At 41.4% G+C, this 21,054-nt stretch carries 20 protein-coding genes and 1 riboswitch; of the genes, 11 read left to right on the top strand and 9 right to left on the bottom strand.

Annotation, left to right across the window (positions count from 1 at the left end; translation table 11 throughout):
* Positions 1 to 3 precede the first annotated feature (3 nt).
* On the bottom strand, positions 4 to 801 hold the full coding sequence (locus ACFSQ3_RS11550; RefSeq protein ID WP_380869706.1) for an SDR family oxidoreductase: 798 nt from the start codon (positions 799 to 801) through the stop codon (positions 4 to 6).
* 92 nt (positions 802 to 893) lie between these two features.
* Entirely contained in the window at positions 894 to 1,472 is a 579-nt protein-coding gene (locus tag ACFSQ3_RS11545) for a TetR/AcrR family transcriptional regulator (protein WP_380869705.1), read from the bottom strand.
* A 163-nt stretch (positions 1,473 to 1,635) separates the two neighbouring features.
* On the opposite strand from ACFSQ3_RS11545, the gene ACFSQ3_RS11540 reads away from it, so the two are divergent.
* On the top strand, positions 1,636 to 2,760 hold the full coding sequence (locus ACFSQ3_RS11540; RefSeq protein WP_380869704.1) for a DUF2891 domain-containing protein: 1,125 nt from the start codon (positions 1,636 to 1,638) through the stop codon (positions 2,758 to 2,760).
* 21 nt (positions 2,761 to 2,781) lie between these two features.
* Here ACFSQ3_RS11540 and ACFSQ3_RS11535 read toward each other — a convergent pair whose 3' ends face one another.
* Both ACFSQ3_RS11535 and ACFSQ3_RS11530 read right to left on the bottom strand, forming a co-directional pair.
* On the bottom strand, positions 2,782 to 3,051 hold the full coding sequence (locus ACFSQ3_RS11535) for a 5-oxoprolinase (protein WP_380869703.1): 270 nt from the start codon (positions 3,049 to 3,051) through the stop codon (positions 2,782 to 2,784).
* Between the two features lie 46 nt (positions 3,052 to 3,097).
* Positions 3,098 to 3,190: riboswitch (SAM-I-IV-variant riboswitch) on the bottom strand.
* 37 nt (positions 3,191 to 3,227) lie between these two features.
* Complete coding sequence (locus ACFSQ3_RS11530; protein ID WP_380869702.1) at positions 3,228 to 4,106, bottom strand: DUF72 domain-containing protein; 879 nt, start codon at positions 4,104 to 4,106, stop codon at positions 3,228 to 3,230.
* 82 nt (positions 4,107 to 4,188) lie between these two features.
* Here ACFSQ3_RS11530 and guaA point away from each other — a divergent pair, with 82 nt between their 5' ends.
* The 3 genes from guaA to ACFSQ3_RS11515 all read left to right on the top strand — a co-directional run bounded on the left by guaA (position 4,189) and on the right by ACFSQ3_RS11515 (position 8,195).
* On the top strand, positions 4,189 to 5,739 hold the full coding sequence (gene guaA, locus ACFSQ3_RS11525; protein ID WP_380869701.1) for a glutamine-hydrolyzing GMP synthase: 1,551 nt from the start codon (positions 4,189 to 4,191) through the stop codon (positions 5,737 to 5,739).
* 15 nt (positions 5,740 to 5,754) lie between these two features.
* The gene (locus ACFSQ3_RS11520) at positions 5,755 to 7,008 is read left to right on the top strand and encodes an ABC transporter substrate-binding protein (protein ID WP_380869700.1); all 1,254 of its coding nucleotides are present in this window, start codon (positions 5,755 to 5,757) and stop codon (positions 7,006 to 7,008) included.
* Positions 7,009 to 7,139: 131 nt separating this feature from the next.
* Positions 7,140 to 8,195 carry an RsmB/NOP family class I SAM-dependent RNA methyltransferase gene (locus ACFSQ3_RS11515; protein ID WP_380869699.1) on the top strand — a complete coding sequence of 352 codons (1,056 nt, stop codon included), beginning with the start codon at positions 7,140 to 7,142 and terminating at the stop codon, positions 8,193 to 8,195.
* On the opposite strand, the gene ACFSQ3_RS11510 is transcribed toward ACFSQ3_RS11515, so the two are convergent.
* Positions 8,196 to 8,672 (bottom strand): universal stress protein, encoded by a 477-nt coding sequence (locus ACFSQ3_RS11510; RefSeq protein ID WP_380869698.1) that lies wholly within the window; start codon positions 8,670 to 8,672, stop codon positions 8,196 to 8,198.
* A 232-nt stretch (positions 8,673 to 8,904) separates the two neighbouring features.
* Between ACFSQ3_RS11510 and ACFSQ3_RS11505 the strand changes: the two genes are divergently transcribed.
* Positions 8,905 to 9,636: a C40 family peptidase gene (locus ACFSQ3_RS11505; RefSeq protein WP_380869697.1), complete on the top strand. Its 732-nt coding sequence runs from the start codon at positions 8,905 to 8,907 to the stop codon at positions 9,634 to 9,636.
* 56 nt (positions 9,637 to 9,692) lie between these two features.
* Here the strand turns inward: ACFSQ3_RS11505 and ACFSQ3_RS11500 are convergent, their stop codons facing one another.
* Together ACFSQ3_RS11500 and ACFSQ3_RS11495 are read right to left on the bottom strand one after the other, a co-directional pair.
* Entirely contained in the window at positions 9,693 to 10,892 is a 1,200-nt protein-coding gene (locus ACFSQ3_RS11500) for a pyridoxal phosphate-dependent aminotransferase (RefSeq protein ID WP_380869696.1), read from the bottom strand.
* A 109-nt stretch (positions 10,893 to 11,001) separates the two neighbouring features.
* Positions 11,002 to 11,376, bottom strand: coding sequence for a DUF1573 domain-containing protein (locus ACFSQ3_RS11495; RefSeq protein WP_380869695.1), 375 nt, complete (start codon positions 11,374 to 11,376; stop codon positions 11,002 to 11,004).
* Between the two features lie 204 nt (positions 11,377 to 11,580).
* Here ACFSQ3_RS11495 and recQ point away from each other — a divergent pair, with 204 nt between their 5' ends.
* Positions 11,581 to 13,773: a DNA helicase RecQ gene (gene recQ / locus ACFSQ3_RS11490; RefSeq protein WP_380869694.1), complete on the top strand. Its 2,193-nt coding sequence runs from the start codon at positions 11,581 to 11,583 to the stop codon at positions 13,771 to 13,773.
* A 41-nt stretch (positions 13,774 to 13,814) separates the two neighbouring features.
* On the opposite strand, the gene rlmF is transcribed toward recQ, so the two are convergent.
* Complete coding sequence (rlmF, locus tag ACFSQ3_RS11485) at positions 13,815 to 14,693, bottom strand: 23S rRNA (adenine(1618)-N(6))-methyltransferase RlmF (RefSeq protein WP_380869693.1); 879 nt, start codon at positions 14,691 to 14,693, stop codon at positions 13,815 to 13,817.
* A 57-nt stretch (positions 14,694 to 14,750) separates the two neighbouring features.
* A complete protein-coding gene (locus ACFSQ3_RS11480; protein WP_380869692.1) occupies positions 14,751 to 14,957 on the bottom strand; it encodes a hypothetical protein in 207 nt (68 codons plus the stop codon).
* Between the two features lie 72 nt (positions 14,958 to 15,029).
* Here ACFSQ3_RS11480 and ACFSQ3_RS11475 point away from each other — a divergent pair, with 72 nt between their 5' ends.
* The 5 genes from ACFSQ3_RS11475 (at position 15,030) to ACFSQ3_RS11455 (ending at position 21,040) form a co-directional block, all read left to right on the top strand.
* Positions 15,030 to 16,328: a D-alanyl-D-alanine carboxypeptidase gene (locus tag ACFSQ3_RS11475; protein ID WP_380869691.1), complete on the top strand. Its 1,299-nt coding sequence runs from the start codon at positions 15,030 to 15,032 to the stop codon at positions 16,326 to 16,328.
* A gap of 40 nt (positions 16,329 to 16,368) precedes the next feature.
* On the top strand, positions 16,369 to 17,694 hold the full coding sequence (locus ACFSQ3_RS11470) for an MFS transporter (protein ID WP_380869690.1): 1,326 nt from the start codon (positions 16,369 to 16,371) through the stop codon (positions 17,692 to 17,694).
* Positions 17,687 to 18,418 carry a heterodisulfide reductase-related iron-sulfur binding cluster gene (locus tag ACFSQ3_RS11465; RefSeq protein ID WP_380869689.1) on the top strand — a complete coding sequence of 244 codons (732 nt, stop codon included), beginning with the start codon at positions 17,687 to 17,689 and terminating at the stop codon, positions 18,416 to 18,418. Before ACFSQ3_RS11470 ends, ACFSQ3_RS11465 begins: the two co-directional genes overlap by 8 nt.
* A gap of 35 nt (positions 18,419 to 18,453) precedes the next feature.
* Complete coding sequence (locus tag ACFSQ3_RS11460; protein ID WP_380869688.1) at positions 18,454 to 19,344, top strand: TIM barrel protein; 891 nt, start codon at positions 18,454 to 18,456, stop codon at positions 19,342 to 19,344.
* Between the two features lie 109 nt (positions 19,345 to 19,453).
* Positions 19,454 to 21,040, top strand: a complete 1,587-nt coding sequence (locus tag ACFSQ3_RS11455; protein ID WP_380869687.1) for a peptide MFS transporter — start codon at positions 19,454 to 19,456, stop codon at positions 21,038 to 21,040.
* The last annotated feature ends 14 nt before the right edge of the window (positions 21,041 to 21,054 follow it).

Here is a 21,054-nt window from a genome sequence, read left to right as displayed (position 1 = left end):
CTGTTAAGCAAAAACAGGAAGCGATCCGCCGTCGATAGCAAAGTTTGATCCTGTTAAGTAACTCGCCGCTGGGGAAACTAAGAAGTGCACCAAGTTGGCTACTTCTTCCGGCTCGGCCATTCTTCCCATAGGAATGCCTCCGGTTTGTTCCAGCATTTTTTTAGAAGCTTCTTCGTAAGTTAAGCCTTGCTTCGCTGCAAAATCGGAAATAAATTGTTGCATTGGAGGTGTTTTTGTCGCTCCAGGAGAAACAGTCAAAACTCGAATACCTTTCGATACTAATTCGTTAGACAAGGCCTTGCTGTAGGTATTCAACGCAGATTTCGCTACCGAATAAGCTAAATTTAAATTCCACAGTGTCACGCGTCCAGCAACGGAAGATATGTGCACGATAGCACTGCCATTGTCCGTTTTGATAATGGGAATAAGATTTCTGTCAATTCGGATGGCACTCAATAAATTAAGTTGTAACTCGTTTTCCCAATCTTCATCGGTCAATGTGCTATGACCACCCATCGGTGCGGTTGCGCCACCAACGTTGTTGACCAAGATATCAATGCTTCCAAATTTTGATTTAATTTCTGCTGTCAAAGCTGCTATTTGCTCTCCAGAAGTTGCGTCCGCAGCAATAAAATGATAGGGGAAGTTTTCTTCCGATGGTTTAGTTCGCGCAGTAACGATAACTTGCGCGCCTTCCAAGGCTAGTTTGTCGGCAATAGCTCTGCCAATTCCTTTTGTTCCGCCTGTGACCACAGCTGTCTTTCCTTGAAGATTGCTGAGCATTTGAGTTGATGTTGTCATAGTAATTATTATTTTAAAGTGATCGTTTCAGAATTGTATATGAATACTCTGTTTTTATTTAAAACATTTGTTTCAGAATAGGCAAAAAAATTTTATTGGATGATTTGACGAATAAAAAATGCTGCCATCGCGCGGATTTTAGCTTCGTCTTTGTGTAAAATGTAGGATTCGTACCAGCCTGTCCAGCTACTCAAAAAGAAATCGGCTAATATTTCTGGAGATTCCTGCGTGTTGATTTCTTTCACATCTATTGCCTTTCCAATCAGCGTGCATAGAAAGTCATAGTTCACATCGCTGTCGGCTTTTAGCAACTGCTTTACCGCAGGATTACTATCGCCTATTTCGAATGCCGATTTTATTGCCAAACAGCTTTTGCCTTCGCCAAGAATTACGTTAGTGGCATCTCGTACGTACCGAATTAAGATTGCTTTAGGAGAAGAATCACTGGATAAACGCGCCTTTAAATCGCTTTTCCGAATATCTGTATAGTGTTTAATGCAGCGAAAATATAGTTGTTCCTTGTCACCAATGGTGTTATATAGACTGCTACTATTGATTTGCATCGCTTCTGTCAAATCGCGTAATGAAGTGCCATTATAGCCCTTTTCCCAAAAAACTTCCATTGCTTTTTGGATGGCTAACTCCTCATTAAATTCAACATTTCTTGCCATAACGTGGAAGCAAAGGTATAATCTGAAACGTTTATTTCAAAATGTCGTAGAACTCATTTTTGAACTATGACAATTCAAATACATTTTCCAACCTGCAAACTTTCTGTGGCAAGCTTTTTCATTTTTCCTATCTTTAAACCTCAAAACTTTAACAACCTCATACATGAATAAATCTGCACGCGTACGGTTTTCGCTGATTCCGATAGTATTAATTGCTGTTCAAGGATTGTTTTCTTGCGGAAATGATCCGGCGGAAAAGCACGTTGATCAAGAACCTGTTGAAACGAAATTTGAGTTAAGTCAACAGCAGGCAAAGACGATTTTTGACATGCCCGTGCATTGCGTCAATGTAGAATATCCAAACAAGTTAGGACAATCAATTGGCAGCGATGCGGATTTGAAACCACCTCGCGTTTTACGTCCGATTTTTTACGGATGTTTTGATTGGCATTCTTCTGTGCACGGCTATTGGTCGATTATGAAACTGCTGAAAAGTCATAGTGATTTAGATGCGGATGGAAAAGTTCGCAGTATGTTAAACGCGCACATCACCGACGAGAATGCTGCCATCGAGAAAGCTTTCTTCGAGGATAAAAACAATTTATCGTTTGAGCGTACCTATGGCTGGGCTTGGTTGTTCAAGCTTCAAGAAGAACTGATTACTTGGGAAGATCCAGATGCAAAACGCTGGGCGAAATCACTGGACCCATTAGTGCAGTTGCTCCGCGGGAAATTGATGGATTATTTACCGAAATTGGTTTATCCAATCCGTTCTGGAAAGCATGATAATACAGCCTTCGGCTTGTCGCTGATGTTAGATTACGCCATTACAGCGAAAGATCAAGCTTTAATCGATGCTATTACCGAACATGCTGTACGATTGTTTGAGAACGATAAGAACTGCGATTTCTCTTACGAACCGAGTGGATCTGATTTTCTCTCTCCATGTTTGGAAGAAGCGTATTTAATGAGCAAGTTATTAGGAGGCGATCGTTACGATAAATGGTTGAAGCAGTTTCTTCCTCAAGTTTATGAAGCTGACTTCAAACTGGACCCTGCTATCGTTAAAGATCGGACTGATGGGCAACTGGTACATTTAGATGGCTTGAATTACAGTCGCGCAGCTTGTTTGTACGGTATCACGCACGAACTTCCACAACTAAATCATTTGCGCAAAATCGCGGATGAGCACATGTCATTTAGCTTGCCTAATTTGACAAAGGAAGACGATTATATGGGCTCGCATTGGTTGGGAACATTTGCTCTTTATGCGATCACGAATCAATAAATAACCTTTCCATTGATTCCCTTAGCACGCTAAGGGAATCAATGAATTGTTTTCATCTAAATCGACCGGAACCAGCTGAATGGTAGTAAAACCATCGTCATGTGACGTAATCGGCGATAAATCCACGCCTTTTCTAGCCAAACTATTTAATACTGCCGTTCGAAACGTCGCTTTGTGCGATCCCCAAGAAGCATTACGCACTAAATCGTTGTTTAGATTGATCAATTCCCGAACAGAATATTGATGGAAATTTTGAATAAGATGTTGATACAGTTCCTGTGGTGTGTGCATACTCGTTTAGAATTAATGTGTAACCATAAACTGTATTCAGCAATGCGGGTCTGTTTTCTTTTGGACTAAATCCCGTATTATAATGACCACCGCGGTAAAAACTCGGTTGGTATTGCATCTGCAATTCTGAATACTCTACAAATCTAGTAGACTTTATTTTTCAAACCAAATGATTTTTAAAATAATTTGTCATTATTCGGTAATTTGAGATTCAACCCGAGTTCTTTATTAATTAAAGTGATAAAGTGCGTAGCCAGTAAAGGAGATTCTTTTTCGATGTTCTGATGAATGAAAAAATAAAGCTTCTGCAAACCGGCTGTTTTCCATTCCACAATTCGTTTTACCCAATCCTCCAATCGGCTGTAATCTGAAGGTGCGTTCGCCCCGACATAACGAATAAATGCAATAGGAGTGGTCAATCGCATGTGCAGCATATCTCTGCGTCCAGCAGTATCAACGATGATATTTGTTTTGTTGGTTTCTTCGAGTAAAGTGTAGAACTTTTCAGCGACAGCTTGGTCAGCAAACCAACTTTCGTTTCGTACCTCAACCGCTAGTGGATATCCTGCCGGAAAGTCTTTAAGCCATTCAGCTAGGCGATCGAAATCTTTCGGTTTATAATTATCATGCAGTTGTAGAAATCCCATGCCTAACTTTTCCTCGAATAGTACGGTCGAATCAACGAAATCCGTCACTTTTTCTTTCGTATTGAGCAGGCGGCTGTAATGACTGATCGATTGCGGAATTTTAGGAAAAAACTTAAAGTCGTTTCCCGTTTTATTTTTCCACGTTTTTACCTGATCTTTCGAAGGGGAATTGTAGAAAGTCGCGTTTAATTCAATGGAATTAAATTGCGTAGCGTAATACGTCAACTCATCTTTGGTACCCCGCGGATAGAAACCTTTTAAGTCCGTTTTGTTCCATTTGGCGCAGCCCACATACGCTTCGAATGGTTCGTTATTTTGCTGTTTTTTGAGCAAATTAAGGGTTTCCTTTGGTGTTTCAGGAAGTGAAAAATCAATCGAAGAAGGGTCGTTTACGCTGCCAAATTTCATGTTGTGTCAATCCGAATAGTGTAAATGCTAAGGTACAAATATTTGGCGTGCAAAAATCATCTTGAATATGTAACTTTGCGCCATGTCAGAAAAAATTATTATCCTCGATTTTGGGTCACAATATACGCAGCTGATTGCACGTCGTGTGCGCGAGCTGAATGTTTATTGCGAAATTCATCCGTTCAACAATATCCCTGCTTTTGATGAAACCGTAAAAGGAATTATCTTCTCCGGAAGTCCATATTCTGTTCGTCAGGAAGATGCTCCGCAGGTTGATTTTGCTTCGATGACAAGAGATTACCCCGTGCTTGGCGTTTGTTATGGCGCTCAATATCTGGCACAGCATAATGGGGGAGAGGTTTTGCCTTCTGAAATTCGCGAATATGGTCGAGCAAACTTGATGTTTGTGGATCAGGAAAATCCATTATTAGCTGGAATTCCAACGCAATCGCAAGTTTGGATGTCGCATGGTGATACCATTAAAGAAGTTCCTTCCAATTTCCGCGTAATCGCAAGTACAGATAAGGTGCGTGTTGCGGCTTATCATATCGAAGGAACGCGCACGTATGGAATCCAATTTCACCCGGAGGTAACGCATAGTACCGATGGGCAGGTTTTGGTGAAAAACTTTGTCGTAGATATTTGCGGCTGTACGCAAGATTGGACGGCGGATGCATTCGTGGAAATGACGATTGCTGATTTGAAAGAACAATTAGGAAATGATCACGTGATTATGGCGCTATCTGGCGGCGTGGATTCTACCGTTGCTGCGGTATTGTTGCATCACGCGATCGGCGATAGATTACATTGCTTCTTTGTGGATCATGGTTTACTACGTAAGAATGAGTTCCAAGAAGTGTTGGATTCTTACGAGAATATGGGATTGAACATCAAAGGCGTGAATGCTAAAGATCAATTCTACGGTAAATTGGCCGGGGTTTCTGAACCGGAACAAAAACGTAAAATCATTGGCGGCGCTTTTATCGATGTATTCGACGATGCCGCGAAGCAAATACAAGCGGAATTGCCGGATGGCGTTGAAGCAAAATGGTTGGGTCAGGGAACTATTTATCCAGATGTGATAGAATCTATTTCTGTAAATGGGCCATCTGCAACCATCAAATCTCACCACAACGTGGGCGGATTGCCTGACTACATGAAATTGAAGGTAATCGAACCGTTAAGAACATTGTTTAAGGATGAGGTTAGACGTGTTGGTAAAACGTTAGAAGTCGATCCGCTGATCTTAGGAAGACACCCGTTCCCAGGGCCTGGATTAGGAATTCGTATATTAGGCGATATTACTGTTGAAAAGGTACGGATTTTGCAAGAAGCAGATGATATCTACATACGCAATTTGCGCGAAGCAGGTTGGTACGATAAGATTTGGCAAGCTGGAACAATTTTCTTGCCGGTGCAATCAGTTGGCGTGATGGGTGATGAGCGTACTTATGAGCACGTTGTATCTTTACGCGCCGTTGGATCTTTAGACGGAATGACGGCGGATTGGATTCACTTGCCTTACGAATTGCTGGCAAAAATTTCTAACGAAATCATCAATCACGTTAAGGGAATTAATCGTGTTGTGTACGATATTAGTTCAAAACCGCCCGCAACTATTGAGTGGGAATAAAATAATAAAGTCGATATGAAGTGTACTTATTTAATTGGTTTTTTCGCAGCAGCGCTAGCAATCTCTTCCTGTGCTCCGAAAACTCGTGGCGTTTTGCGTTCTCCTGGTCAAACGGTGAGTAACGTAGAAGGCAAAAGCGAAGAAGCGGAATCTGGACGTGATGATAAAACACGCGGAGAAAATGAAGTGCTGACCGAAAAAGCAAAAAAGTACACTGGCGGAAGTATCGCTCTGGTGCTTCCTTTTCAATTGGATCGGGTAGCATCTTCTTCTTTGTCGGAAGAAGATGTGAAGCGTTCTGCGTTAGCACTAGATTTTTATCAGGGTTTCCAATTGGGATTGCAGCAAGTTGCAAAATCTGATAAACGTTTTGAACTTCAGGTGCTGGATTCCAGAGATAACGCCGGACATAACGCAAATCTGGCTGCATCGCAAGAAATTAAAGATGCAACATTAATCGTTGGACCAGTTTATCCAGCCGAAATAAAAGCTTTTAGTTCGAATCGCGATTTGAATGCTTCGGTACTACAGGTAAATCCTTTAGCGGCTACTATGCCGACGGAGTTCAACCTTCCGAACTTAATTTCAGTAACTCCGCCAATCAGCATTCACATGCGTGCGGTATCTGCTGAATTGGCCAAGAACTTTCACGAAGGCGATGTGGTAGTTATTTACAACACGGCTAATAGCGATCATCAACAATTTATACAAGGTTTTCCAGCCGATATTAAAGAGCGTATTCCGCAAGCCGAAATTGTTTCGATTTCTTCTGCATCGCAGTTAAATGATCGCTTGACATCTGGCGTAAGATACCACGTTATTACGGGTACAACCGACAGAAATCAATTGAAAAGTTTGCTCAACGTAATGGATCAAAAGTCGCTGGAAGAAAATATCGATTTTCGTATTTATGGTCATCCACTTTGGAATAGAATTGACTTCAGCTCCTACAGCAACTTCACATTCTATCGTCCTGTGATTACATCCGAAAGCCATCTGAATGAACTTTCTTCTGCAACGCGTAATTTTCAATCGGCTTATAAATCTGCTTACGGAATAACGCCATCGGATCATGCTTATAAAGGTTTCGATTCGGGAACATACTTCGGCAATTTGTTGCAAAAATATGGTCGTGATTATGCAGAACATTTAACGAAAGAAACATTCGAAGGCTTGTACAGCAATTACAAATTTAATCGCAACGATCGTTGGGGTTACGTGAATTTCGGTGTCAACCTTTTAGAGTATCGATTCGGTAAATTTCAATAGCGTTTATCTTTTCTATGTCCGAAAAACGGGTATTTCACCAAGTCCAAAATTTTCTGAAGGTTCTGAATGGCTATAGCTATAAGGAACCTTTGTCAAGATTTCTGACTAAATTTTACAAAGCAAATAGGCAAATGGGATCAACGGATCGCCGTATGACTTCTCGTCTTTGCTATAATTATTTCCGCTTGGGAAATGCTTTAAGTGGACTTGAGGTCGAAGAACGATTGCTTATTGCGGAATTTCTGTGCGAAGAATCAAGCAGTTTAATCGCTGTGCGGAAGCCCGAGTGGAATGATTTAATCGCAAATTCGCTATCAGATAAAATAGGGGTCGTCGAGAAAGAATACGGTAAATTTGTCGAAGATATATTTCCGAATAAATATGCTTTATCGAAACAAGTAGAAGCAAAAGCGTTTGCGCAAAGCCATTTAATTCAGCCTAAACTTTTTATTCGAGCGAAGCGAACGCATTACGATGAACTTGTTGCTATTTTGAAAAAGGTGCAAGCACCTTTCGAATTGCTAGAAGGACAAACCATCGCTTTCCCGAACGGATTTAATGTAGGGGGTATAAAACAAGCGAACGGATGGTACGAAGTGCAAGATTTTAGTTCGCAACAAACCGCCGACCTGCTTAATTTAGAAGCCGATCAAAAATGGTGGGATTGTTGCGCAGCTTCGGGTGGAAAATCGCTTATGATGTTGGATCAATGCCCTGATATAAATCTGACTGTTTCCGATGTTCGTTTGTCGATCCTTATAAATTTGGAAGAACGCTTTGAGATTGCCGGAATTAAAGCAAACCAATACCGCAAAAAAATTCTAGATCTTTCTCAACCCGTTGATCATATTATGCGTGGAGAAACTTTTGATGGCATTCTAGTAGATGCACCATGTTCTGGTTCTGGAACTTGGGGTCGTACGCCCGAAATGTTGCTGCAATTCGATCCAGCAAGCATAGATCATTTTCATCATCTGCAATATAATATTATAAAAAATGTCCTCCCATATTTGAAGACGGGAGGACAACTATTATACATCACTTGTTCGGTTTTTGCCGCAGAAAACGAATCGGTCGTCGATCGCATTTTAAAAGATGGCGCATTGGAACTGATTGATCAAAAGCCAATATTAGGGTATGATCGTCAGGCAGATTCCATGTACGTTGCGAGCTTTCGAAAAAAATAATTAATTCTCTTCTTCATCGCCAACTGGAATCACCAAGACCGGACAGGTTGATTTTCTGATTACCGATTCTGCTACACTTCCCGATAAGAAGTGATCAAATCCCGTTCTGCCATTGGTTCCCATAATTATTAAGTCGGCTTTCCACTCGGCCGCCGACGATAAAATCTCGTCACGAACATTCCCTATATTATTCAACAATTTTACATCCTGCGTTTCTGGGAATTCTGCGCGCAGATTTTGCAAGAAGCGTTGTGCTCCGTCTTGTTGTGCGTCTGACACATCGGGAACCACAATGGGTTGCTGACCTAATAGCGGATCCGCGCCGAAATTTGCTGGAGATGTTACCGAGGTTACAGTCAGTAAAGCCAAGCTTGCACCGGTGTCATTTACAAAAGGTTTCGCGTAAGCGATGGCTTTGTCGTAGCCCGGACTGTCATCTAATGCAATTAAAATTCGTTGAAATGTATGTCCTGTCATAGCAATAGCGTTTTAGTTTATATAGATAACCGATAAGCCTGTTTTTTTGTTTGAAATGGTTTGGCCTTACACAACGAATTGCGTTAACTTGCAGTATGAAATGTCTATGACTGCCGAACACAAGTGAGTAGGGCTCAACGACGGTAGTTATTTGGACATTCCGTGTCATTACAAAAAAGCAGATTATTTAAACATGAAACGACAAGCAGTCTGTAATTTATCGGTGATACCGATGCGATCAGAACCCAGTCACCGCGGTGAGCAGGTTTCCCAATTGCTTTTTGGAGAATATTTCGATATTCTAGAAGAACGTCCAGAATGGTTGCGTATTAAAGTTGCTGATCCGGCGTATGAAGGCTGGATCCAACGTGGTCAATCAAGTTTTCTGGAAGAATCCATGAATAATTTTCTTATTGTAGATTTGGCAGATGTCGAAGTTGAGATCGATGGAGGTTCATCATTTCCGGTTTTACACGGTTGCGTTTTTCCAGCTGACGGGCTACTAGATTTGGAAGGCAAATCCCATAAGGTTAATGGAAAGTTGAGGAAGCCTACGGCAGATGATTTTCAGCAAGAATGGCCGAAGTTTGTTCAATATTATTTGCAAACGCCTTATTTGTGGGGCGGACGTAGCCGATTCGGCATAGATTGTTCGGGTTTGGCGCAACTGTTTTATCGACATTTCGGTGTTTCGTTGGCGAGAGATGCTTCGCAGCAAGCTTTGCAGGGCGAAACAATCGATTTTTTACAGGAAGTGAAAGTAGGGGATTTAGCGTTTTTCGATAACGAGGAAGGACGAATTACGCACGTAGGTATCATGTTGGATAGCGAACGTATTTTCCATGCTTCTGCAAAAGTGCGCATTGATCGCATTGATATGACGGGGATTTTTCAAGAGGAAACCCAAAAGTATACGCACCGTTTGCGAATTATAAAACGATTGATTAGCAGTACAAATTCGTAAAAATAAAATCCCGTTGCGGTGAGCAACGGGATTTTGTTAGATTATCTATTTTCTAGTTAAGCTGTTTTTCCAGGATAGGCTGCTAAACCTTTTTCCAAGCAAACCAACGCTTTTTTCAATTCATCTGTATGCAACACATAAGCCAAACGCACTTCGTTTTGTCCCGCATCTTTCGAACTGTAGAATCCTGCAGCTGGCGCCATCATTACCGTTTCGTTTTCATACGAAAAACTTTCTAACATCCATTGGCAGAAACGATCTGCATTATCAATTGGAAAACGCGCTACTACGTAAAAAGCACCGCCCGGATTTGGAGAGTAAACACCCGGAATATTATTCAGTCCGTTCACCAAGACATCACGGCGTTCAGTATATTCTTCCAAAACCTCATCGAAATAGCTTTGTGGCGTATCCACAGCTGCCGTTGCTGCGATTTGTGCTACCGCTGGTGGAGAAAGTCTTGCTTGCGCAAATTTCAAAGCCACGCCGTATAACTCCTGATTCTTGGTGATGAAACATCCCAAACGCGCGCCACATGCAGAATATCTCTTCGAAACAGTGTCAAAAATAACGACGTGATTCTCTAATCCTGCTAAGTGCATTGGAGAAATAAATTCGCGACCATCATAACAGAATTCACGGTATGCTTCGTCCGCAAATAAATACAAATCGTACTTCAAGCACAGTTCTTTCAGTGCTTCCAGTTCTTCGCGAGAATATAAATATCCGGTAGGATTGTTTGGATTACAAATTACAATCGCTTTCGTTTTCTCGTTAATCACTTTTTCAAAATCGGCGATGCTTGGTAAAGCAAAACCATTCTCAATATGTGACATGATCGGACGGATAGTTACTTCTGCCGGGCATGCAAAACCATTGTAATTCGCGTAAAACGGTTCTGGAATAATAATTTCATCACCCGGGTTTAAACACGCTTGCATCGCAATAGTAATTGCTTCCGATCCGCCATTTGTTACAATGATATCGCTCGGCTGAATGTTGTAGTTTAGCTTGTTGTAATATTCCGCAAGCTTATTGCGATACGTCGCTGTACCTTCGGAAGGCGTGTATGCCCAAACATCGAAATCAATATCGCGAATCGCTTGCAACATCCCAGCTGGTGTTTTGATGTCCGGTTGACCGATGTTTAGGTGATATATTTTCTTGCCATCTTTCTTAGCCTGATCGGCAAAAGGCGTCAGTTTTCGGATAGGAGATGCGGGCATTTGTTGTCCGCGAGTGGATATCGTTGGCATAGTATTGTTTTGCGCAAAGTTAACAATTTCTTGCAAGGCAGCATCCAAAAAAATAACCGCATCGGATGAGGATGCGGTTATTGAATTTATTTTTATAGAATTGATATCTCTATTCTACGTTTCCTTTAATGGTTAAGTTTTTTACCGGTGTGTTCGTATTCGATTTAACGATGAAGGACTTGGTAAATGGTCCTTTCACGCTCGCGTCGTAAGTGACTTTGATCGCACCTGAATCGCCTGGCTTAACCGGAGCTTTTGTGAAATCTGCAACCGAACATCCGCAGGTCGGCCTTACTTCAGAAATGATAATCGGCGCATCACCATCATTGGAATAGGTAAATTCGAAAGATGCTGGTTGATTATGAGGGATTTTTCCGAAATCGTGTGTTTCAGCATCGAACTTAAATGTTCCCTGCACTACTGTCATGGATGCCAAACTTACTAAAGTGATTACCGCTAAAATGATACTATTTATCTTTTTCATCTTGTAAAGTTTCTGTTTGAATGTTGTTAAATCAATTTTCAGACCAAAAGTATCACTTTTGGTTTAAAAGTCAATTGAAAACTGCATACACACAAAAAAGATACAAGGTTTCGGATTCTCTTGGAAAAACTGTATTTTTATTCTCCTGATATTTTTGTCGCAGAAAAGATTAAATGTGAATCATTTGTATATGTCGTCTTATCTATGGAAATAGAAAAATCACTGTTTGATAATTTGCAAGAGTTTTTTGGGTTCGATACTTTCAAAGGTGATCAAGAAGCCATCATTACCAACGTACTTAATAAGAAAGATACGTTTGTAATCATGCCTACTGGTGGCGGTAAATCCATTTGCTATCAATTGCCGGCCTTAATGAGTCAAGGTACGGCCATCGTCATTTCACCGCTTATTGCGCTGATGAAAAACCAAGTGGATCAGCTTCGCGCCTTCGGCGGGAGCGACAGTATCGCACATTTCCTAAATTCGTCGTTAACCAAAAGCGAAGTGACACGCGTTAAAGACGACGTTTCTAAAGGACGTACGAAACTGCTTTATGTTGCTCCTGAATCGCTTGGAAAGGAAGAAAATATTCAGTTTCTACGCAGCATTACCATTTCTTTCGTTGCGGTGGATGAAGCACATTGTATTTCGGAATGGGGACATGATTTCCGTCCGGAGTATAGAAAAATACGGCAGGTAATTAATGGAATCGGAGAAGGTATACCGATCATTGCATTAACGGCAACCGCTACACCGAAGGTACAGTCGGACATTCGAAAGAATTTGCAAATGAACGACGCAGCTTTATTCAAATCTTCTTTCAATCGTACCAATTTGTACTACGAAGTACGTCCTAAACGCGACGTCGTTAAGGAAATCGTACGGTTTATTCGCAATAATGCCGGGAAAACAGGAATTGTGTATTGTTTAAGCCGTAAGAAAGTTGAGGAAATCGCTGAAGTACTTAATATAAATGGTATTAAGGCGTTACCATATCACGCCGGATTAGACGCGAAGGTTCGCGCCGATACTCAGGATAAATTCTTGATGGAAGATGTGGAAGTGATCGTAGCGACAATTGCTTTTGGCATGGGGATCGACAAACCGGACGTTCGATTCGTGATCCACCATGATATTCCGAAGTCTATGGAAGGCTATTATCAGGAAACCGGGCGCGCCGGGCGAGATGGTGGCGAAGGTGTTTGCGTAGCTTTTTATTCCGAAAAGGATATCGAGAAGCTAACGAAATTTATGAAAGATAAGCCAGTTTCCGAACGGGAAATTGGTACACAGATATTAAAGGAAGTGATCGATTATTCGGAATCTTCCATTTGCCGACGAAAGCAAATTTTGCATTATTTCGGTGAATCTTTCGATGAAACTGGCTGTAACTCAATGTGCGATAATTGTCGTTCTACGCGTGTACATTTCGATGCAGAGCCTGCGTTATTGCAGGTTTTAGGTTTCATTAAGGAACAGGGGCACAAGTTCGACGATCATCACATTATCAACGTGATGATGGGGCAAAATAACCAACCAATATCTTCCTACAAACACGACGTACACCCGTTGTTCGGATCCGGGAAGGAGCAAGGCGTTATTTATTGGAAGTCCTTAATTCGCCAAGCGGAGCTTGCTGATTTTATTAAGAAAGACATTGATCATTATGGTCTGTTGATGTTAACCGATTCAGGGAGCAAATATTTAGCAAATCCATATCCACTTAAGTTTGTGTTGAACAAACCGATGGAATCGGCGGAGGAAGCCGCAATCGGCGGTCAGCATAATCACGCTGCAAGCACTTTGGATACGACGTTGTTACAGTTGCTTAAAGATTTGCGTAAGAAAATTGCCAAACAAAAGTCTTTACCACCGTTTGTAATCTTTCAGGATCCATCGCTGGATGAGATGTGTACACACTATCCCGTGACGATTGATGAGTTGAAACAAATTCATGGCGTTGGTAGCGGTAAAGCAGTCAAATTCGGTGGCGCTTTTGCGGAGCTAATTCGTAAATATGTGGAGGAAAATGATATTGATCGTCCGCAAGATTTGGTAATCAAAAGTACAGCCAATAAATCAGCGTTAAAGGTTTCTATTATTCAAAATATCGACAGGAAGATTGGTTTAGACGATATTGCATCTTCCAAAGGAATCAGTTATGAAGATATGTTACGCGAGGTTGAATCCATTGTCAACTCGGGAACGAAATTGAATATTGCTTATTTCGTTGATGAAATGATTGATCAAGATCGTCAAGATGAGGTGTACGACTATTTCCTTTCTGCCGAAATTGATACGGTAAAGAGTGCGTTAGATACACTTGGCGAAGCAGATTATACCTACGAGGATATTCAGCTGATGCGCATAAAATTTATGTCGGAATTGGGCAACTAAACTGGAAATTAAATAAAAGATATGTTTGGCGCGATTTACGATTATCGTACGCGCCAAGCCAATATTCTGGTGCTCTTCTGTCCTTGTTGCATCTCTACGATCTCAATCTGCGGAACTTTGTGGTATTCCAAAACCGCAATAAGTGGTTTTAAATGCGCTTTATCAGCCACTAACGCCGTGCACCAAAGCAACTGACCTTTATAGCGCAAACTATCGTAGATCATCTGCGTAATAAATGCTTTTTCTCCACCTTTACACCAAAGCTCATTTGCTAAACCACCAAAATTTTGCACTGGAAGATCTTTTCCCTTGTGCAATTTTTCGTGCTTAGATACCACGGTTTTCCAATGCTGTTCGCGGGAGCTGTAGAACGGTGGATTGCAAATAATCAAATCAAATTGGTCGTTCGGACGAATAATGCCTTCCAAAATATTTTCAGATTGCCTCTGCAGACGTAGTTTAATGCGTGCTTTTAAATCAGGATTTGAATCCAATACTTCATAAGCATTATCAAGTGATTGCTCGTTTGTATCTGTGGCTACAAATGTCCAAGGATACAAACTGGCGCCAATTAAAGGATATATCAAACTTGATCCTGTTCCCACATCCAAAACATGTAAAGGCTTGTTTTCGCTTTGGAGCAAGTCATGTACGTAATGAATATAATCTGCGCGGCCGGGAATGGGAGGACATAAACTATTAGCAAGCAGCTTCCAATTCTTTACACCATATTCAGCATTTAAAATCGCTTTGTTCAAGGTAAAAACCGCTTGCGGATTTTTGAAATCAATCGATTCCGTGCCTTTCTGTGTGGTTACCGTGAACGCTTTCAATTCCGGCTCCGCCTTAATCAACTTTGCAAAATGATAACCTTTTACGTTTCTATTATCTGGATGTAATTTGGGAGCGCTGTTTGCCATAATCATGCAAAGGTATTAAAAAGGGCGAATAAGTTTTTTCTTATTCGCCCTTTCGCTTTAGTGTTGTCCAGCTCGCGGTGTTTTGCTGGTGATTGGCTCATCGTGCTGACGAGCGTTGTTTGCGGAAGGTACTTCCGGTGTTGGTGGAACGTAACCGTCGCCTTTTTCAGATTCTTTCTTCTGATCCTCCGGCAAATGTCCTCGATCTGAATTCACTTCTTCAGTCAATTTTCCTTTTTTTTCTTCATCTTTATTAATGCTCATAACTTCTCCTTTCGTTGTTTAGTGTACTAACAGATAGGCGAGGTAAATTGTTTTTTTGGTATGTTTACCGTTATGAAAAGAAGGATTTTTTCATTGCTATTTTTTGCATTTGCGTTTTCTACTGAAGCGCAGCAATTCGATACTTTATCGAGCTTGTTTTCTCAGTCTTCAGTTTTGAATCGACATTTCTATGGATTTTCGTTGTATGACTTAGATGAGAATAAATATGTTTATGGTGTTCGCGATGAAGCGCGATTTACGCCCGCTTCCAATACCAAGTTGTTTACCTTATTTCAAAGTTTAAAACATTTAGGGGATTCTATTCCCGGATTGGCATACATCGTGAAAGGGGATTCTTTGATCTTTTGGGGAACGGGTGATCCAACATTCTTGCATCGAAAGCTAGATAGCGGAAAGGTATTTAAATTTCTTTCCAAAACGCGTTACAAGTTGTATTATGCGCCGGCGCAAGTTTTGGAGACAGCTTATAGGAATGGTTGGGCCGCGGAGGATTACCAAAATGATTTTCAGCCGGATATCACTAGCTTTCCAATTTATGGAAACACCGTTCGCTTCCGAAACGTACGTGGAAATTTACTGGCAATTCCGAAATGGTTCGAAACTAAAGTAAGCGTGAAGCCCGGAATCGCTGGCTTCGATATTATCCGCCACGCGCACGAGAACTATTTCGACATGACCAGCTATCGAATGCCTGCCGGATTCTCAACGGAAAAGCCTTTCATTTACAATGAACATCTTTTTGTAGAGCTATTACGGGATACGTTGAAAAGAGAAATTGAGCTGTTGTCCGGTTACAGCATGCCATCGCAGGTGCGATATATTTATTCCAATTCCACACGAAACGTTTTGCGCGAAATGATGCTTTACAGCGATAACTTTCTGGCTGAACAATTAAATTATGTGTGTTCTTTTCTTCAGTTCAACCAATTTAACGCGTTAAAAATGAGAGGATATATGAATGAAAATTTTTATCAGTCATTTAGCCATAAAATCGATCTCCACGACGCTAGCGGTTTATCGTTCTACAATAAGGTAACTCCAAATAGTATGATCGAATTGTTGCTTTTGTTGCGCGGTGCGGTTCGCGATGAACAGATGTTATTAGGTTATTTTCCGGCAGGTCGATCAAGCGGGACATTGCGAAATATGTATACTTTGCATAAAGGAAAGCCGTTTATTTGGGCAAAAACTGGAACAATCAGCGGCGTGTATGCGCAAAGCGGATTCTTAACTTCCGCAAGTGGGAAGCGATATGCCTTTTCCTTTATGAACAACAATCATGTCGATAATCTGAAAGCGGTGAAAGGCGAGATGGTAAAGATCATGACCTTTATTCATCATAATTTTTAGCGCGAGGTATTGCGCCATTGTAGTATATTCGCTGTACGCTATGCATATTCAAGATTTAGAAAAGGACAATCCCAAAACGATACGATCGTGGGCTATGTTCGATTGGGCAAATTCTGCCTATAATTTAGTGATTACATCAACCATTTTTCCTGCATATTACACCGCGATTACCTTTTCAGAGGACTTCGGTGACGTTGTACATTTCTTTGGTTATCCGATTGTAAATACCGCTTTATCCAATTTTGCACTTTCCATCGCTTATTTGATTATGGCATTTGCGTTGCCGTTCATTTCGGCTTACGCTGATATCCGCGGACGCAAAAAGTATTTCATGAAGGTATTTACCTACATCGGTGCACTCGCTTGCATGGGATTGTTTTTCTTTAAGCTAGATACGTTAGAAATCAGTATTTTCTTGTATGCATTAGCTGCGGCCGGATATATTGGAGGTTTAGCATTCAACAATTCTTACCTGCCATTAATTGCAACTGTCGATCGGCAAGATAAGGTAAGTGCGCAAGGATTCGCTTACGGTTATGTTGGCTGCGTTACTTTGCAGCTTATCTGTTTTGTGTTTGTCTTGAAGCCGGAATGGTTCGGGATTACGGATGCGTCATTTCCAGCGCGTTTATCCTTCTTTTTGGTGGGAGCGTGGTGGTTAGGATTTTCTCAAATTCCCTTTCGCAGATTGCCAGAAAGCAGGCCATCGCCCATTGCAACCGGATTATCCATCATGGGTAAAGTGAAAGCAGAATTCGTCGGCGTCGTCAAAAGAATCCAAACTATTCCGCAAATAAAACGGTTTTTAGTACCTTATTTTTTCTATTCCATGGGCGTGCAAACGGTAATGATCGTAGCGACCGCTTTCGGAACAAAGGAGATTGGATTGGAGATGTCGGAGTTGATCGCTGCAATTTTGCTTATTCAGCTAATCGCAATTGCAGGTGCGTATGTCATGTCGAAATTGGCAAAACCGCTTGGCAATACCATGGTGTTGATATTGGTTGTCTCGGTTTGGATATTTATTTGTGTAGCTGCGTTTTATATCACGACAAAGATCGAGTTTTATCTTTTGGCTTTGTTAGTTGGCGCTATGATGGGAGGGATTCAATCTTTATCGCGCTCGACCTATTCGAAACTATTGCCAACGGACATAGAAGATACCACCGCATTTTTTAGTTTTTACGACGTGACGGAGAAACTGGCGATCGTTGTAGGTTTATTTAGCTTCGCATTAATCGAACAAATTAGCCACAACATCCGTTATTCGGCATTATTTATGTCCGTGTTTTTCATCATTGGAATCATTTTACTGATCAGCTTATATCGTTTCGAACGATCAGTTAAGAAAAATCATCATGCATAAAGTTGCTTTATCTATCCCCGCTGTCATCGACCAGTTTTATCCAAATACTGCATTCAATACATTGCGATTGTTGGAACGTGCAGGCTGCGAAGTAAGTTATAATCCGGAGCAAACTACCTGCGGAATTGATGCTTACGAGGCCGGATATTGGGAGGATGCAAAGCAAATTGGCGCGAAATATTTGGAAGATTTTGCTGGCGATGATTATGTCGTTTCGCCTTCATTGACAGAGGTTGGTATGGTTCGGGAAGGTTTCAATGATCTTTTTACGAATTCCACGGAGCACAACCGATGTAGAAACTTGCAGCGGAACATCTTCGAAATCACGGATTTTCTAGTGAATGTCGTTCGGAAGGAGTATTTTGGAGCTGAATTTGTTTCTACGGCGATATTTCATCCTGCGTGTGCATCGTGGAATGCGTATCACTTGAAAGATGAAGCGAAGAAGCTTTTGGAGCAAGTGGGCGGACTAGAATTATTGGAAGTGAATTCGACCGTGGCAAATTGCAAGATTGGGAAAGCTACGCAGGCGCAGTATCTGCCGTTGTCGGTTTCTTGGGGCGAGCAATTGTTAAAGCAAGGCGTGGATTTGCAGGCGGAGTATATCATTTGTCAAGATCACACTTGTTTGATGCATCTTCAGGGAATTATTGAGAAGCAACAATTACCTATACAGGCCATTCATTTGGTCGATGTGCTAACCGCGGGTTGGCCAAACATTTAGCATAACTAACAACATGTACCTAAAACAAATATGATATGCAGTCACGAAGAGAATTTTTACAAAAAATGAGTTTAGTGGGTGCGGGCTTGGCCCTATCACCACTTTTTCCTTTCATCGCATCTGCTGGAATTAAACCTTGGTTCGAAATTTCCTTAGCAGAATGGTCGCTACATCGCACCATCCGTGGCGGAAAATTAAAGAACATCGATTTTCCAGCTTTTGCAGCCAATGAATTTGGAATCCACGCGGTAGAATACGTTAGTCAGTTTTTCAAAGATGAATCCAAGGATATTACTTATTTAAAAGATTTGAATGCACGTGCTGCAGATCACAATGTGAAGAATGTGTTGATTATGATTGATCGCGAAGGTGATTTGGGCGATGCCGATGTAGCGAAAAGAAAGCAAGCCGTCGAAAATCACTACCGGTGGATTGATGCTGCGCAAGAATTGGGCTGTCATGCAGTACGGGTAAACGCTGCAGGTAAGGGCACGCCCGAAGAAGTGGCGAAGCGCGTCGTGGAAAGTTTAACTACGTTATCTTCTTATGGGAAGGGCGCTAACATCAAAGTTGTCGTTGAGAATCACGGTGGTATTTCATCCGACGGAAATTGGCTTTCAGGCGTATTGGCGGCAGTCAATTTAGACAATTGTGGTTCATTGCCGGATTTTGGGAATTTCTACGAGTACGATCGCTATCAGGGCGTTACCGATTTGATGCCATTCGCAAAAGGAATTAGCGCCAAATCTTGGGATTTTGATGCGCAAGGTATGGAAAGCAAAATCGATTACCCGCGTATGATGAAAATCGTAAAAGATGGCGGTTATAGTGGTTATATCGGTATCGAATATGAAGGTGAAACTTTGGATGAGACTCAAGGAATCAAACTTACCAAGGCATTGTTACAGCGATTTCAAGGAGAATAATATTTTTTTTCTTTTCTTTGTCGCGACAGCCGAATCATCGCTTACAACAAAAACCGATTCTGCGCTGGCATAGTGTACAACTAATCAACCATATTGCATTTAATAAAATATGATCCAACACAACGATGATGGCCTTGTAAAACACTTGGCAAAGAAAGGTATTGACGATAAAATGGTGTTTGGCCATCCAGCCGGATTACTGGTTTTGTTCTTTACTGAAATGTGGGAGCGCTTCAGCTACTACGGCATGCGGGCGCTTTTAACAGTCTTTTTAGTTTCTGAAATTGCTAAAGGCGGCTGGGGATGGAACAATGAGGAAGCGATGTCGCTTTACAAATGGTACACTTCCTTAGTGTATTTTACGCCACTAATCGGTGGTATTATCGCCGATAAACTAACTGGGTACAAAAAAGCGATCCTTATTGGCGCGCTGACCATGACTTTAGGGCATGCTTCCATGGCCTTAGAAGGTATTTCGGATAACTTTTTCTATTTAGGATTAGCATTGATGGTACTCGGAAATGGCATGTTCAAACCGAATATTTCTTCCATGGTCGGACAGCTTTATCCGGATTCTAGCTCGAAAAAAGATGCTGGATATACGATTTTCTACATGGGAATCAACGCTGGATCGTTTTTAGGTTCTTTGCTTTGTGGTTATATCGGAGAAACCGTAGGCTGGCATTATGGCTTTGGTTTGGCAGGTGTTTTCATGTTTTTTGGCATGTTGCAATTTTATTTCGGGCAACGCATTTTCGGCGTAATAGGAGATAAGCCAAGCAATAAAATTCCTGTAGAAGCAAAAGAAGTAGAAGAAGCGGTTGAGGAAGAGGTAATTCCGAAAAACGTGGTTCGCGATCGATTAATCGTAGCTGGCGTTTTGATGGTGGCAAGTATTCTTTTCTTTTTCGCTTTTGAGCAGGCTGGTGGTTCGATGACGATTTTCGCAAAAGATTACACACAGCGCATACTATCCGGAACGGCAGCAACCAGTTTCAAATGGATTGATGCGATCCTAACGATCCTGCCAATTGTTATTGTTACTTACGTGCTTTTCAGCTTGGCGCGTAAAGTAATCAACAAGCATCCCATGACCATCTTGTTTACGATGTTATCCTTTGCTTTTGTGGCCTATTTAGGATTTTGGAAGGTAGACAGGGAATTTAATTCCATCAATACGGAAGTAACGGTTTCCTGGTTTCAGATTCTTAATGCGTTTTTTATTGTCACCTTTGCTTCGCTATTCAGCAAGATCTGGGAGAAGGTGTGGAATCCATCCGGACCGATTAAATTTGCTATCGGACTGTTGTTCGTAGCGCTTGGGTTTATTGCGTTGGCATACGGTAGTCGTGAAATTCCAAATGGTGCATTGACGGCTTCTGTGAGTATGCTTTGGTTGGTTTTAGCCTATTTCTTTCATACCATGGGCGAGCTTTGTCTTTCTCCGGTCGGCTTATCTTATGTAAGTAAATTGTCACCTAAAAGCTTAGTAGGTTTGATTTTCGGGTTTTGGTTCTTAGCCACCGCCATTGCCAACTATTTGGCGGGTTGGCTTGGAGGATCGATTGATAAGATTGCGGAAGAATATTCTATTTCCGTTTTCTTTCTGATTGTAGCCAGTTTACCAATCGCTGTTGCGTTACTGCTGATGCTATTTAATCCGTTGCTAAAACGCATGATGCACGGTATTAAATAAGAATTGTAAAATAT

This window comes from Sphingobacterium corticis (assembly GCF_042684745.1).
Taxonomy (GTDB): Bacteria; Bacteroidota; Bacteroidia; order Sphingobacteriales; family Sphingobacteriaceae; genus Sphingobacterium; species Sphingobacterium corticis.
This window is presented reverse-complemented; position numbering and strand designations above follow the sequence as displayed.